Annotated in this window: 16 protein-coding genes; 5 read left to right on the forward strand and 11 right to left on the reverse strand. The window is 72.3% G+C overall.

What is annotated here, in order from left to right; translation table 11 throughout:
• Positions 1-73: 73 nt before the first annotated feature.
• From ACFQRI_RS11190 to ACFQRI_RS11205, 4 genes are all read right to left on the reverse strand, one after another.
• Positions 74-562 (reverse strand): GNAT family N-acetyltransferase, encoded by a 489-nt coding sequence (locus tag ACFQRI_RS11190; protein ID WP_380667405.1) that lies wholly within the window; start codon positions 560-562, stop codon positions 74-76.
• Between the two features lie 47 nt (positions 563-609).
• Positions 610-1659, reverse strand: coding sequence for a saccharopine dehydrogenase family protein (locus tag ACFQRI_RS11195; protein WP_380667407.1), 1050 nt, complete (start codon positions 1657-1659; stop codon positions 610-612).
• 72 nt (positions 1660-1731) lie between these two features.
• Positions 1732-2463, reverse strand: a complete 732-nt coding sequence (locus ACFQRI_RS11200; RefSeq protein ID WP_380667409.1) for an IclR family transcriptional regulator — start codon at positions 2461-2463, stop codon at positions 1732-1734.
• A 50-nt stretch (positions 2464-2513) separates the two neighbouring features.
• Entirely contained in the window at positions 2514-3092 is a 579-nt protein-coding gene (locus ACFQRI_RS11205) for a TMEM165/GDT1 family protein (protein WP_380667411.1), read from the reverse strand.
• A gap of 572 nt (positions 3093-3664) precedes the next feature.
• On the opposite strand from ACFQRI_RS11205, the gene ACFQRI_RS11210 reads away from it, so the two are divergent.
• Positions 3665-4390, forward strand: a complete 726-nt coding sequence (locus ACFQRI_RS11210; protein WP_380667413.1) for a maleylpyruvate isomerase family mycothiol-dependent enzyme — start codon at positions 3665-3667, stop codon at positions 4388-4390.
• Here ACFQRI_RS11210 and mshB read toward each other — a convergent pair.
• Together mshB and ACFQRI_RS11220 are read right to left on the reverse strand one after the other, a co-directional pair.
• The gene (gene mshB / locus ACFQRI_RS11215) at positions 4387-5208 is read right to left on the reverse strand and encodes an N-acetyl-1-D-myo-inositol-2-amino-2-deoxy-alpha-D-glucopyranoside deacetylase (RefSeq protein ID WP_380668049.1); all 822 of its coding nucleotides are present in this window, start codon (positions 5206-5208) and stop codon (positions 4387-4389) included. The genes ACFQRI_RS11210 and mshB overlap by 4 nt on opposite strands.
• 130 nt (positions 5209-5338) lie before the next feature.
• Positions 5339-6304 carry a DUF3048 domain-containing protein gene (locus ACFQRI_RS11220; protein WP_380667415.1) on the reverse strand — a complete coding sequence of 322 codons (966 nt, stop codon included), beginning with the start codon at positions 6302-6304 and terminating at the stop codon, positions 5339-5341.
• Between the two features lie 177 nt (positions 6305-6481).
• Between ACFQRI_RS11220 and ACFQRI_RS11225 the strand changes: the two genes are divergently transcribed.
• Together ACFQRI_RS11225 and ACFQRI_RS11230 are read left to right on the forward strand one after the other, a co-directional pair.
• A complete protein-coding gene (locus ACFQRI_RS11225) occupies positions 6482-6664 on the forward strand; it encodes a hypothetical protein (protein WP_380667417.1) in 183 nt (60 codons plus the stop codon).
• Positions 6665-6675: 11 nt separating this feature from the next.
• On the forward strand, positions 6676-6891 hold the full coding sequence (locus ACFQRI_RS11230) for a hypothetical protein (protein ID WP_380667419.1): 216 nt from the start codon (positions 6676-6678) through the stop codon (positions 6889-6891).
• Positions 6892-7497: 606 nt separating this feature from the next.
• Here ACFQRI_RS11230 and ACFQRI_RS11235 read toward each other — a convergent pair.
• On the reverse strand, positions 7498-8238 hold the full coding sequence (locus ACFQRI_RS11235; protein WP_380667421.1) for a D-Ala-D-Ala carboxypeptidase family metallohydrolase: 741 nt from the start codon (positions 8236-8238) through the stop codon (positions 7498-7500).
• A gap of 300 nt (positions 8239-8538) precedes the next feature.
• Here ACFQRI_RS11235 and ACFQRI_RS11240 point away from each other — a divergent pair, with 300 nt between their 5' ends.
• Together ACFQRI_RS11240 and ACFQRI_RS11245 are read left to right on the forward strand one after the other, a co-directional pair.
• Positions 8539-9450 carry an ABC transporter ATP-binding protein gene (locus ACFQRI_RS11240; RefSeq protein ID WP_380667423.1) on the forward strand — a complete coding sequence of 304 codons (912 nt, stop codon included), beginning with the start codon at positions 8539-8541 and terminating at the stop codon, positions 9448-9450.
• Entirely contained in the window at positions 9443-10246 is an 804-nt protein-coding gene (locus ACFQRI_RS11245) for an ABC transporter permease subunit (protein WP_380667425.1), read from the forward strand. Before ACFQRI_RS11240 ends, ACFQRI_RS11245 begins: the two co-directional genes overlap by 8 nt.
• A 72-nt stretch (positions 10247-10318) precedes the next feature.
• Here ACFQRI_RS11245 and ACFQRI_RS11250 read toward each other — a convergent pair whose 3' ends face one another.
• From ACFQRI_RS11250 to ACFQRI_RS11265, 4 genes are all read right to left on the reverse strand, one after another.
• Complete coding sequence (locus ACFQRI_RS11250) at positions 10319-10441, reverse strand: hypothetical protein (RefSeq protein WP_380667427.1); 123 nt, start codon at positions 10439-10441, stop codon at positions 10319-10321.
• Positions 10442-10634: 193 nt separating this feature from the next.
• Positions 10635-10835 (reverse strand): cold-shock protein, encoded by a 201-nt coding sequence (locus ACFQRI_RS11255; RefSeq protein WP_380667429.1) that lies wholly within the window; start codon positions 10833-10835, stop codon positions 10635-10637.
• Positions 10836-11174: 339 nt separating this feature from the next.
• Positions 11175-12644, reverse strand: coding sequence for an MFS transporter (locus ACFQRI_RS11260; RefSeq protein WP_380667431.1), 1470 nt, complete (start codon positions 12642-12644; stop codon positions 11175-11177).
• Positions 12641-13210 (reverse strand): NADPH-dependent FMN reductase, encoded by a 570-nt coding sequence (locus tag ACFQRI_RS11265; RefSeq protein ID WP_380667433.1) that lies wholly within the window; start codon positions 13208-13210, stop codon positions 12641-12643. Before ACFQRI_RS11265 ends, ACFQRI_RS11260 begins: the two co-directional genes overlap by 4 nt.
• Positions 13211-13243: the final 33 nt, after the last annotated feature.

Consider the following 13243-nt stretch of genomic DNA (forward strand, 5'->3'; position numbering starts at 1 on the left):
GGGCAATTCCATGGTTTTTCGCCGGTGGAATTCGAGGGTTTTTCGAGGTTCACCGGATCGGGGGGCGGGTGGTTCAGAGGAAGCGGTACATCACGTGCAGGCCCACGTAGCCCTTGGTCGGGTGGTGGAAGGCCTCGGGGAGGGTGCCGATGATCTCCATGCCCAGCGACTCCCACAGCGCCACGGCCGCGGTGTTGGTCTCCACGACCGCGTTGAACTGCATCGCCCGGTACCCCTCGGAGCGGGCGCGACCCAGCACGTACTCGCCGAGCGCCCGCCCGACGCCCTGCCCGCCGGCCTCGGGGTCGACCATGAAGCTCGCGGTGGCCACGTGCGACCCGGGGCCCTCCCGGTTCGGCCCGGAGATGGCGGTGCCCAGCACGGTCCCGTCGTCGTCGACGGCGACCACGGTGTAACCGGGAGCGGCCGGGAACCACCGCTGCCGGGCCTTGTCCTCGTCCAGCTCGGGGTCGTAGGCGTAGGTCTCGCCCTGGGCCACGATCCGCCGCATGAACGGCCAGATCGACGGCCAGTCAGCGGTGGTCGCCTCTCGAATGCGCATGTCACCAGCTTCGGCGATCTCCGCACCTGGCGCCAGCGTTTTTCCCGTCACGCGGGCTCGATGACCTTCACCCCGTGCAGCCGGCGGACGAAGTCGGCGCCGAAGGCGGTGGCCGGGGTGTGCGCGCCCGGTCGCGGCCGCTCGGAGTGCAGCGCACCGACCGCGCGCACCACGGCGTCGGCGGTGAGGTCGTAGGTGTCCGGCCCGATCAGCGCGGCCGACACGGCGCGCCCGGACTCGTCCGAGGCCTCGGCGTAGACCTCGACCCAGCTGCGCGAGCGGTGCGCGCGCCCGGGACCGCGCACCAGCGCGCCGATCGCGGCCTTGCCCGCCCGCTGCACCGGCGCCGAACCGAGCAGGGCGCGCACCGGACCCGAACCCCGCGACGGGATCCGGTCCAGGCCGGGCATCCGGGTGTAGGTCGTGATCGTGCCGATCCCGGTGCTGTGGAAGGCGGTGCTGACATCGCCCCACGGCAGCGAGGTGACCGTCCGGGACCCGGAGGGGAAGGGGACCTCGCGGCGCCGCCAGGCCAGCGGCACCGCGCAGATGTCGCCGTCGACGCGGGCGCGCCCGCCCATGCCCGCGCCTTCGAGGGCGCTCTTGAGCGTGCCGCCGCTGATCCCGCCGGAGGCCTGGAAGGCCAGGTCCAGCCGGGTCGCCCCGGGCAGTTCGGCGGCGACCATGGCGGCCAGGCAGTCGGTGGGCACCACGTCGAAGCCCGAGCCGGGCACCAGCACCACGCCCGCCTCGCGGGCCTCGGCGTCCCGGGCGAAGGCCGCCTCGAACACGTCGATCTCACCGGTGATGTCCAGGTAGTGGGTGCCGGAGCGCAGGCAACCGGAGATCATCGGCTCCGAGGTGGCCGAGAACGGGCCGGCGCAGTGCGCCACCACGTCGACGTCGCGCAGCTGCTCGGCGACGCGCTCCGGATCGGAGAGGTCGAAGATCCGGTAGGGCAGGCCGCGCGGCGCGGCGATCGCGGCGACCTTGGCGGGGTCGCGCCCGGCGAGCACCGGACGTTCGCCGCGCTCGATGGCCAGATCGGCGATCAGCCTCCCGGTGTAGCCGCTCGCGCCGTAGATCATCCAGTTCATCGGACCCAACTCCCGTTCGAGGCGAACACCCCGCTAACGAACACCGCAGCGCGGGGTGATGGGTTGCCCTCGTCACCCGATCGCCGAGCCTAGGCCGGCGGTGATCGCCGCCACCGTCTCGCGGAGCGCGCCGAGCTGCTCGGTCGGTTCGGGTTCCCGGGGACCGGTGCGCACCAGGGTCACCGACACCGCGGCGGGCAGTCCCGGCACCGCCACCCCGATGCAGTGCACCAGCGGTTCGAACTCGGCCCGATCGGTGGCGTAGCCGTGGCGGGCGACGTCGTCGAGGTGCGCGCGGAAGGCGGCCCGGTCGGTGATCGTGCGGTCGGTGAAGCGGGTGAAATCGTGCCCGGCCAGCAGGCGTTCGCCCTGTTCGGCGGGCAACCGCGCCAGGATCGCCTTGGCCGCGGCCGAGGTGTGCAGCGACACCGCGCGCCCGATTCGCGACCAGGTGCGGATCGAAGCGCCTTCGATCTTGTCGACGTAGACCGCCCGGCCGTCGACGAGCTGCACGAGATGCGCGGTCGCCCGGGCGGATTCGGCCAGCGCGAGCAGGTGCGGGCGGGCCGCGACGCGCAGGTCGATCTCGTCGAGGACCTGCTGGCCGTACTCGACCAGCCGCAGCCCGAGCCGGTAGCGCCCGTCGGCGGCCCGCGCGATCAACCCGCCGCGGACCAGCGGCTGCAGCATCCGCAGCGCGGTCGTGTGGTGCACGCCGAGCGCGCGGGCCAGCTCGGCGATGCCGCGCGGCTCCTCGGCGAGGACTTCCAGCACGCGCACGGCCTTGCCCACCGTCTTCGACATGCCCCTCCCTCCGCTGCCGGAGGCGGGATTATCGCAGCACGCGGGGTGGATCAGGTCAGCGCGAGGACCGCGTCGACGATCAGCCAGCCGCCGAAGACCGCGAACAGCGTCGCGGCGCCGTAGCGCACGAACTTCTCCGGGAGGTGCTTGCCCAGCAGCAGGCCGACGCCGATCGCCAGCGCATCGGCCAGCACCATCCCGACGGTGGAGCCGATCCAGATGCCCATCCAGTCGTGGCTGGTCGCCAGCGTCACGGTCGCCAGCATCGTCTTGTCGCCGAGCTCGGCGAGGAAGAACGCGACGGTGACCACCAGCACCGCCGAGCCCGCGGCCCGGGACGCCTTGGACTTCTCCTCCTCGGTGAGGTGATCGCCGCGCAGCGTCCACGCCGCGAAACCGAGGAACGCCACGCCGGCCAGCAGCGCGATCCAGTCGCCCGGCAGCATTTCGCCGAGCCCGAATCCCAGCGCCACCGAAATGAGGTGCACCACGGTGGTCGCCACCGTGATTCCGGCCAGCACCTGCCACCACCGATAACGCGTGGCGAAGGTCATGGCCATCAATTGCGACTTGTCCCCGAGCTCGGCGACGAAGATCGCCGCAGAACTCAGCGCAATACTGCCCAGCAAGGCGTGAATCCTTTCCCGCAGGTCATCGACGCGCGCCATCACGATGCGCATAATCCCAGCGCAGCAAGGCCGTGAACGAGTCAACACCAGGTCCGCGAACGGGAGCCCACCGCGCGGAACTCCCCCCTCTTCGGTCGTTCGATTACTCTAGCGAACAAACCGATCGATTCAAAGTCGAGAGGCCTGGTGGAATTCGGTTTTCCATTCCGCCAAACAGCTCTTTCGGCGCGCCGCAAAAACGAATTCAGCCGGAACGCCGGCATGAGTCCGGGCTCACATTCCGAGTTGGAACATCCGGGCCCGCGGAGCCGTTGAACCGACCGGTCGATGCGCTCCGTGTCCCCCGGGCCGCAACTACTGCCTTCGCGGAATACCGTCCGGCTGGAGCCGCGTCGCGCCCATCGCCGACAGAGGCGACCGGCGCATCGACCACCAGCGAGAACGGCCCCCGCTCCTTCTCCTCGGAGCAGGGGCCGTTCGCGCGTCCGCGGCGCCGCCCGTGAGACTTTCGGGTACAGCTGCCATCCGGGTGGGTTCAAATCCGGCGGACGGGCCTAGGATCCTGCCGCGTGATGCCCCCGTTGAAAGCGGTCGCAGACGGTCATCGACGTCTGCTCGAGGTGACCGCTCCGCTGACCGACGAGCAGGTTCGCGCGCCCTCGCTGCTCCCCGGCTGGTCCCGAGGCCACGTGCTGGCGCACCTCACCGACAACGCGCGCGCGTTCGCGCGGGTCTGCGCGCTGGCGCTGCGCGGTGAGCTGGTCGACGCCCACGAAGGCGGGCAGGCCGAGCGCGACGCGATCATCGAAGGACTCGCCACCGGCAACGCCCGCGCGCACCGCGACGGGCTCGCCCGGCACATCGCCGCGCTGGAAGCCGTGTGGTCGCAGGCCTCCCCCGCCGACTGGGAGCTGCCGGTGCGCTTCCGCAACGGCGAGCTCGCCGACGTCGTGCGGATGCGCTGGCGAGAGGTGTGGATCCACCTGGTCGACCTGGATCTCGGCGTCACCGCCGAGGAGTGGACCGAGGAGTTCAGCCACCACGCCATCGAGTTCCTGCTCCCCCGGCTGCCCGAGGGCGTGGCGCTGCGGCAGACCGACGGCCCGGCCCGCTGGTCTGCGGACGGCGAGATCTCCGCGGTCCAGGACGTCGAGATCACCGGACGCGCCCGCGACCTGGCCGCCTGGCTGTCCGGGCGCACCCCGCAGCGGCTCCCCGCCGGGGACCTGCCGGAGCTCGGCCCGTGGCCGGCGCACCCGGCACCGACCCCGGACCGGGCCCGGCAAGCGGCCGGCTAGTCGATTCCCGTGAACAGGTCGGTCTCCCAGCCGTGGGGACCCTCGCCGGGGCCGCGTTCGCCGCGCACCAGCACGTAGTGCTCGTTGGCGAACTCCGGCTGGCGGATGATCGTGGCGAAGAAGCCGTCGTCGTCGACGACGACCTGGCTGGGGTACCGGCGCAGCGCGTTGAGCTTGTTCTCGTGGAACTCGCCGCCCTCCAGGACCGCGGTCAGCTGCTCGTCCGGCACGGTGCGCGGCTCGAAGTCGATGCCCGCGGCCTCGGCGCGCTCGCGGATCGAGTCCGGCAGAGCGGTCCAGTAGACCTTCGGCACCTCCCATGCCTCGCCGAGCTCCGGCGCGTAGTCCGGATCGGCCGCCGGGTCCAGCGCGTTCATCAGGGCGCCGTTGGCGGCGATGTGGTCCGGGTGTCCGTAGCCGCCGAAGTCGTCGTAGGTGATCACCACGTGCGGGCGGTCGGCGCGCAGCAGCTCGACCATCGCGCGGGTGACCTCGGCCGGGTCGGCGGCGGCGAAGGAGCCCTCCGCGGTGTTGCCGTCGGTGTCGGCCATGCCGCTGTCCCGGAACCGGCCCGGGCCGCCCAGCCAGTGGTGCCGGATGTCGCCGAGCTCGGCCAGCGCCTCCCGGATCTCGCCCCGCCGGTGCTCGCCCAGCGCGTCCGGGTCACCGCGCAGGTGCGCGAGCTCGTCGCTGACCACCTCGCCCAGCTCACCGCTGGTGCAGGTCACCAGGCTCACGATGGCGCCCTGCGCGCTGTAGCGGGCCATCGTGGCCCCGGTCCCGGTGGACTCGTCGTCAGGATGCGCGTGCACCAGCATCAATCGCCGCTCGCTCATGCCCGCCGAGCTTAGCCACGCCCACCGGCCCACCACCCCGAATCACCTCCCGATCAGTGCCCCGAATCACCTCCCAATCGGGGGTGCGTTCGGGAGGGTTTCGGGGTGCGGGTCAGGGGCTGGGGACGAGGACGACCCAGACCTGGCCCGGGGCGAACCTGAGGGGGTCGCCGGTCTCGGTGGTGTAGGTGGTGCCGAGGTCCGGGGCCGGGCGGTCCCAGCGGGCGTTGTAGGCGAGGCCGTCGCGGAGCACGACCGCGCGGCCGCCGCCGACCGTCTCGGCGTAGGGCGAGACGTTGCCCGCCACGTCGGAGATCGACGACTGGGTGACCGGAACCTCCTGCAGCACAACCGTGCTCGGCGCCAACCTGCCGCCGTCGGCGGTGACGTGCGGACGGCCGTCGAAGGACACCAGCCACTTGCCCTCGGCGGGCGACCAGTCGAACCCGATCCGCGCGCGCTGGTAGGAGACCTCCTGGTGCGGGCTCGGCACCCCACCGGTCGCCGGGGGCGGGCCGAACAGCAACGGCGCCTTCGGCGACCAGCCCGCGCCCGCGGGGAGGCTCCCGGTGCGCACGAACATGTTGTGCGGGGCGCTGCCCGGGCCCCGGTAGAACGCGCCGGGCAGGGTGCGCTGCGAAGCGTTGTGCACCGGCGCCCGATCGATCATCGGCAGCAGTTCCGGCGCGGCGCCGGAGAAGGCCAGGGTCGGGTGCCCGAACTGCGGCAGGAACGCCAGATCGGTCTGCCGAGCGCTGCGCACCGGACCCACCACCGGCGGCACGTCGGAGGCGAAAACCGCGATCAAGCGGCTGATCCCGGCCTCCACGGGCTCGACCGCGATGAGGTCGGCGGCACCGATCCCGGTCGGCGGGCGCGCGGCCGGCGCGTTGTCGATCTTGACGGCGAGCACCGGTGGTCCGGGCGGCGGTGGCGGAGGAGGCGGCGGTGGCGGAGCGGGCGGCGGCACCGGATCGGCCACCGGGAACGTCACGGTTGCCGTCGGCTGCACCAGCAAACCCGCGACGACCAGCGAAACCGTCGCGACCAGGGTGCCCAGCACCCGCAGAACCCACATACGCGCCCCTCCGCTCGGAGCCTCACCCGCGTTTCGCCCGAGTGCAATGGGCCAAGCGGCGCAGCCGATCGGCGGTTCGGCCCCGCGGTCGCGGAAGACCGGGACGAGAAACGCGATCTGCCGCGCCTCCTTAGCGAAACCGCCCCGCGCGTGGGAGGGTCGGTGGCGGAGGTGGCGATGTCCGACGAGGATCCCGAGGACTCGATCTGCCGCGGCTGCGGGGGTTCCGGCAACATCAAGGTCGCGCGGCGATTCCTGCAGCTCGACAGCGGCGAGGTCTCGACGGTGATGGCGCTCGGACGCTGCCCCTACTGCCGCGAGAACCCGGGCCGCCAGCCGGGCTCCGGCCCGCCCGTGTGAGGATCGACGCCATGTCCGAAGAGGTCGGCGACAACGCCGGGATCGCTGCCAACGGTCCGAACGCCCTGTGCTTCACCTGCGGTGGCCTGCGCAAGATCAGCGAACCGCGGCTCTACCTGATCCAGGCGACCGAGGACCTCCAGACCGGCATGACCATGGCCGAGTGGCGCTCCTGCCCGCGCTGCAACGGGAAGGGCTATCTGCCGGGCATCAACCCCCCGGTCTGACGCGCCCCCGGAGTTCGGTGCGGGCCAGACGGTCGGGGGACAGCCGTCTGGCCCGCAGCTCCCCGTCGCGGGGAGGGCGGGGCCGGGCCCATGGGGGGATTCGGGCCCCGCCCCGCCTCTTCACCGGCCGGGGGCCGCCCTGGGGTTGCGGCGGCCGCGCCCGGCCGGACGGGCCGCCGAATCGCAGCGGGCGGCCCGGTCTCCTTCCCCGGACCGCAGCCCACGACGGGCCGAGGAGGGTTCGGGGACGTCTGCCGTTTCGCCGCGCGCGGCGAACGGCGGAAATCGTTCGGGAACGTCGAGGGCGCGCCCCGACGGTGGTGCGGAAGGTCCGGCGGCTGTCGCGCGCCGGGTGGTGAGCTTCGGGACCGCTCCGCTGCGCTGCGCTGGAACCGCGGCCTCATCGTGGAAGCTTCAATCATTATGCCGCATTCGGGCGTTGATCGTTACCGCCCGTGGCAGATAACAGCGTCACACGTAACGCTGAGCACACGTCGATAACACCGCGCGGCAACCTCGCGACCACCCGTCGTCAACCTTCGGCGCGGGGGCGAGACCTGAGCAGCTCCGAGGGGCGCCAGTCGGGTTCCGGGCGCCCCTCGGGACTCACATGCCGCAGTCCGGCGCGGACCAGGCGTCGCCACCACCGGCGACGTGGACGTGGTCGTCGTGCCCGGGGTAGCCCGGCCCGAGGATCTCCCCGAAGCCGTGCTCGCGAGCTGCCAGCGACAGCGCGCAGAAGCCCTGCGAACCCGCGCCCAGGTCGGCCGCGTCGCCGTGGAGGTGGCGGCTGTTCGGCGCGCCACCGACCGCGTCGTTGCAGGACACGCTGCGGAAGCCGCCGTTGACCACGATCGGCGCGTCACCCATCGCGTGCCGCATCGCCTGCAGCTTCCACATGGTCACCAGCGCGTTGGCCTTGGCGTCGGCGGCCGAGGTCGCCCCGCCCGACCAGTCGGAGTTGCAGTTGTTGAGCTCGCCGAAGTCGAAGTTCGCCGGCGAGCAGTCGTCCTCCTGCAGCGCGTAGAGCTGCTCGAAGGTCTCCGGGCCCGCGACGCCGTCGGCGGTCAGCCCGTACGCCTGCTGGAACCGCGTGACCGCCGCCGCGGTCCCCGGCCCGTACCGACCGTCGATGACCAGCTGACCGCCGCGGCCCGGGTATCCGGCGACCCGGATCTGCAGATTGCGCACGTCGTCCCCGGAGGCGCCCTCGCCGAGGGTGCGGTTCCAGGTGTAGCAGCCATCAGCCGCGGCTGGGGCGGGCTCGGCCACCGCTGCGGGCGCGACCAGCGCCGCGAGGGCGCCGGCGAGCAGAGCGGCGGTCGAGCCGGCTAATCGGGTCTTCATGCGAACACCTCTCGGTCGGAGTTGCTGCTGGGCAGCCGGATGATCCCGAAAAACCGACACCCGAAGCCCGAGCTGTCAGGAATTCACCAAGGAATGCAACACTTCGGTCGTACCCGACCGACCGGAAGGGTGATCTCACTTGAGACCCGTCAGCGCAGGAGCCGGCGCGAACCCGGTGCGCGCCAACGCCGGTCCCGCCCGAGCGGCTCCCCCTCGCGCGGCCGGGTACGGTCTCGTGATGATCTCGCCGCGGCGATCCCGGACGCGGGTTCGGGCCGACGTGGAAGGAACCGGAGGCCGATGACGCCTGCGATCGACACGCGCGCGCTGCGCAAGGACTACGGTCGGCGGACCGCGGTGCGCGACATGAACCTCACCGTCGAAACCGGCTGCGTCTACGGGCTGATCGGCCCGAACGGCGCGGGCAAGACCACCACGCTGCGGATGCTGCTGGACATCATCCGGCCCACCTCCGGCGAGGTGCGGGTGCTGGGACGGGCCCCGCGCGCGGGCGGTCCGAAGCTCCGGCGCCGCATCGGCTACGTGCCCGGCGAGCTCCGCCTGGAGGGCCGGGCGACCGGCCGCGACCTGCTGCGCCACTACGCCGAGATCAGCGGTCCGGTCGAACCCGGTGCCGCCGAGGAGCTCGCCGAACGGCTGGACCTGGACCTCGCCCGCCAGGTCCGCACGCTGTCCAAGGGCAACAAGCAGAAGCTCGGCCTGGTGCAGGCCTTCCTGCACCGCCCCGAGCTGCTCGTGCTCGACGAGCCCACCAGTGGGCTGGATCCGCTGGTGCAGCGCGAGTTCCTGCAGCTGGTTCGGGAGGCCCGCGAGGCCGGGCAGACGGTGCTGCTGAGCTCGCACGTGCTCAGCGAGATCCAGCAGGCCGCCGACCGGGTCGCGGTGCTCTCCGAGGGCGACGTGGTGGCCGAGGGCAGCGTTTCCGAGCTGCGGCTGACCGCGATCCGCCACCTGCGCGGGCGGGTGGACGCCGAATCCGCGCCCGGGCTCCGCTCCTCGCTGCTCGCGCTGCCGGCGCTGCGCGAGGTCGAGGTGGCGGAGGACGGCCGGTTCAGCGGAGTGCTGGACAGCGAGCCGAACGCGCTGCTGAAGGTGCTGGCCGGCTACCGCGTGCAGGACATCGTCATCGAGGAGCCCGACCTGGAGGAGTCCGTGCTCGCGCTGTACGGGCAGGAGGACGACCGTGGTTAAGCCCTTCCCGATCTTCCGCCGCAGCATCGCCGAGTCCCGGCGGGCCGTGCTCGGCTGGGCCATCGGCCTGACCGCCTTCGCGTGCCTGTACCTGCCGCTGTTCCCCACCTTCGGCGGCAGCGGCAGCCAGATGGCGCAGATGATCGACGCGCTGCCGCCCACCCTGGTCAAAACCCTCGGCTACCAGGACATCGCCTCCGGCGCCGGTTACGCGCAGAGCACCTTCTTCGGGCTGATGGGCTTCGTGCTCACCACCATCGCGGCGATCTCCTGGGGCGCGGCGGCGATCGCCGGCGCCGAGGAGACCGGTCGCCTGGAGCTGACCCTCGCCCACGGCGTGAGCCGCACCCGGCAGGTGCTGGAGGCGAGCGCTTCGGTGGCGGTTCGCGTGGCGCTGCTCGGGCTGTTCGCGGTGTTGCTGGTGCTGGCCCTCAACGGCCCCTCGGAGCTGGAGCTCGTGCCGATCAACGTGCTCGCCGCGGGCGTCGCGCTGGCGAGCGTGGCGTTCCTGACCGGTGCGGTCGCACTGGCGGTCGGGGCGGCCACCGGTCGGCACGCGTGGGCGACCATCGCCGGCGCGATCGTCGCGATCGGCGGCTACGCGACCAACGCGATCGCCAACCAGTCCGCGGACCTGGACTGGCTGCACGCCATCTCGCCCTACGCCTGGGCCTGGCAGGAAGAACCGCTCGAGTCCGGCTGGCCGCTGCCCGGCCTGAGCGCGCTGTGGATCGCCTGCGCGGTGCTGGTAGTCCTCACCGCCTGGTCGCTCAACCGCCGCGATCTGCGCTCCTGAGCTCGCGCGGAGGTCCCGGAAGCGCGAAATGCGCGCGAGCCGGGGCACGCGCGCATCACTCGGGTATGTCGTTCAGCTCTCGGCCAGCGGGTCGAACGGCGCGCGGAGCCTGCTCATCGCGGCATCGCTGCGGTCGGCAGCGGGAGCGGCGGGCTCGGGCGCGTGACGCCCGGGATCGGGCTGCTGGAAGTGCACCGGCGTGACCGAGCACGGGGTCCGCGGCGCGCGGTTGTCTACTGTGGATGAATCGGTCCGGCTCGTGCGCCGAGCCCGGTGAGGCGTTGAAGTGCTGATGAAGTTCCTCTCGAACTCGCGCGCTGCACTCGCAGGCGCGGAAAAGCCGGTGGCTCCCCGCCCGAGGGACGAGGAGCCACCGAGGAAGAGCGGATCAGACGCGCACGCTGGCGGCCTGCGGGCCCTTGGGGCCCTGCGTGACCTCGTAGGTCACCTGCTGGTCTTCGGCCAGCTCGCGAAAGCCGGAGGCCTCGATGGCCGAGTAGTGCACGAACACGTCGGGGCCACCCTCATCGGGAGCGATGAAGCCGAAGCCCTTTTCCGAGTTGAACCACTTCACGGTTCCCTGAGCCATGTGAATCTCCTTTGGAGCAGCGGAAATGATGACGGACCGACCGCACTTCGCGGGGCCCGGGCCGGAGGAATCTCAGACGGCGGCCAACTCCAGCTACACCAAAGACAGCAGCGCGCCCGCATCGACATCCTGCGAGCATGCGTCAAACACGAACCCAGAACTACAACGACCAACACGGACTCTACGCGTCCACGGTGGATCCGCCAAACACCACCACGATCGTGCGAACGCGATGCTGCTCCGGCAACGCAGGGATCCCAGCTCACGACGTGAGCCGGGACCGCCGCGGACGATCATCGCCCCGCGCGGCGACCCGGCTGCCGGATCGCCGCGCGGGATTCAGGCGGCGGCCGGGGCGACCGGGGCCGGTCGCACGGCCTTCGCCGGGGCGAGCAGCCCCGAGACGGCCACCGCCCCGAGCGCGGTCAGCGCGGCCATCCCCCAGAGCGCCAGCTGCCACGCCCCGGTGAGCTGCACCGCCTCCCCGGGTCCGGCGACCACCCCGGTGGCCACCCTCCCGGCGCCCTCGGCGCCGATCCGACCGGCCAGCAGGGTGATCAGCACCGAGCCGAACGAGGCCAGCACGAGGGTCTGCGCGCCGCCGCGGACCGTGTTCACCAGACCGGCCGCCATCCCGGTGCGCGCTTGCTCGACCTGGTTCATCGCCTGGGCGTCGATCAGGCCGATCGCCATCCCGGTGCCCGTCCCGACGGCCACCAGCGGCCCGAGCAGCTGCCACGCCCCGATGCCGGGGTGCAGGACGGTCAGCCAGGCGTCGCCGACCGAGATCAGCAGCAGCCCGCCGGTGATCAGCAGCCGCGGCGGGACCCCGCGGTTGACCAGCCGACCGGCGAGCAGCGGCAGCAGCAGCATCGGCACCGCGGCCATCAGCATGACCAGCCCCGAGTCGCGCGCCTGCATGGCGCTCGCGCCCTGCAGGTAGGTCGGCAGGTAGGACATGACGCCGCCGAAGCCCAGGACCATCACGACTCCGGCCAGCAGCCAGCCGACGAACCGGCGGTCGCGCAGCAGGGCGAGCTCCAGCACCGGGTGCGCGCTGCGGCGCTCGACGAGGACGAACACCGCGAGCAGACCGGCAGCGGCCACCAGCAGGCCGAGCACCGGTGCGCTCGTCCACCCGGCCCGCGAGCTGCGGGTGATCGCGAGCATGACCGCTGCGAGCCCGGCGATGAAGGTCACCGCACCGGCCCAGTCCACCCCGGTCCGGTCCTCGGCGCGGGCTTCGGGCATCGCGAGAGTTCCGGCGAGCACGAGGAGTCCGGCGAGGCCGAAGGCGGCGAAGGTGGCGCGCCAGCCGAGGGCGCCGACGAGCGCACCGGCCAGAGTCGGGCCGATCGCCATGCCCACGCCGGCCACGGTTCCCATCGCGGCGAAGGCCTTGGTCCGCTCGCCGCCGGTGAACGTCGAGGCCAGGATGGCGCCGCCACCGGCCATCACGCCCGCGGCGCCGACACCGGTCGCCGTGCGCGCCACGTCCAGCAGCAGGATGTTCGGCGCCGTCGCGGCGACCAGGCCGCCCAGCGCGAACGTCGCGGCACCGGCCCGGTAGATCCGGCGCCGCCCGAAGAGGTCCCCCAGCGACCCGGTGACGAGCATGAACGACGACGCGGTGAGGAAGTAACCGGTCACCACCCACTGCAGAGCACCGCCCGAGGCGTCGAGCGCGGCGCCGATCTGCGGCAGCGCCACCGTCGTCCCGGACATCGACATCGGCAGCACCAGGCTGCCCAGCACCACGACCGCGAGCGTCAGCTTGTTCTGCACTTCGCGCACCCCCTGGCCGGTCACGCCGCGTACGGTTCGGCGGCGCGGGCGGCCTTCAGCGCGCGGGCCCACCAGCCGAGCTGGTCGAGCACGCCCTTCGCGGCGCCGTTGCAGCCCTCGTCGATCGGCCGCCCGGACTCGTCGAAGCGGTCCCAGGCGTTGTGGAAGCTGACGCTGTCCCGGACGGTGACCGCGTGCAGCTCGGCGAAGACCAGCCGCAGCTGCTCGACCGCGCGCAGGCCGCCGCCCATCCCGCCGTAGGAGACGAAGCCGACCGGCTTGGCCCGCCACTGCTCGCGGTAGAGGTCGATCGCGTTCTTCAGCGGGGCCGGGAAGCTGTGGTTGTACTCGGGCGTGACGACCACGTAGGCGTCGGCGGCGTCCAACCGCGCGCCGAGGTCGACGACCTCGGCATCGGGCTCGGCGCCGAAGTCGATGGCGGTGGGCAGCGGGATCTCGGCCAGGTCGACCAGGTCGACGTCCAGCTCGTGGTGCTCCCGTGCCTGCTCCACGAACCAGCGCGCGACGGTCGGCCCGAAGCGGCCTTCGCGGTTGCTCCCGATGATCACGGCCAGGCGCAGTGCGGACATCTTCACTCCTCGGTGCTCGGTGTGCTCGAAGCG

The sequence above is a fragment of the Saccharopolyspora griseoalba genome (assembly GCF_042665275.1).
GTDB classification, from domain to species: Bacteria; Actinomycetota; Actinomycetes; order Mycobacteriales; family Pseudonocardiaceae; genus Saccharopolyspora; species Saccharopolyspora griseoalba.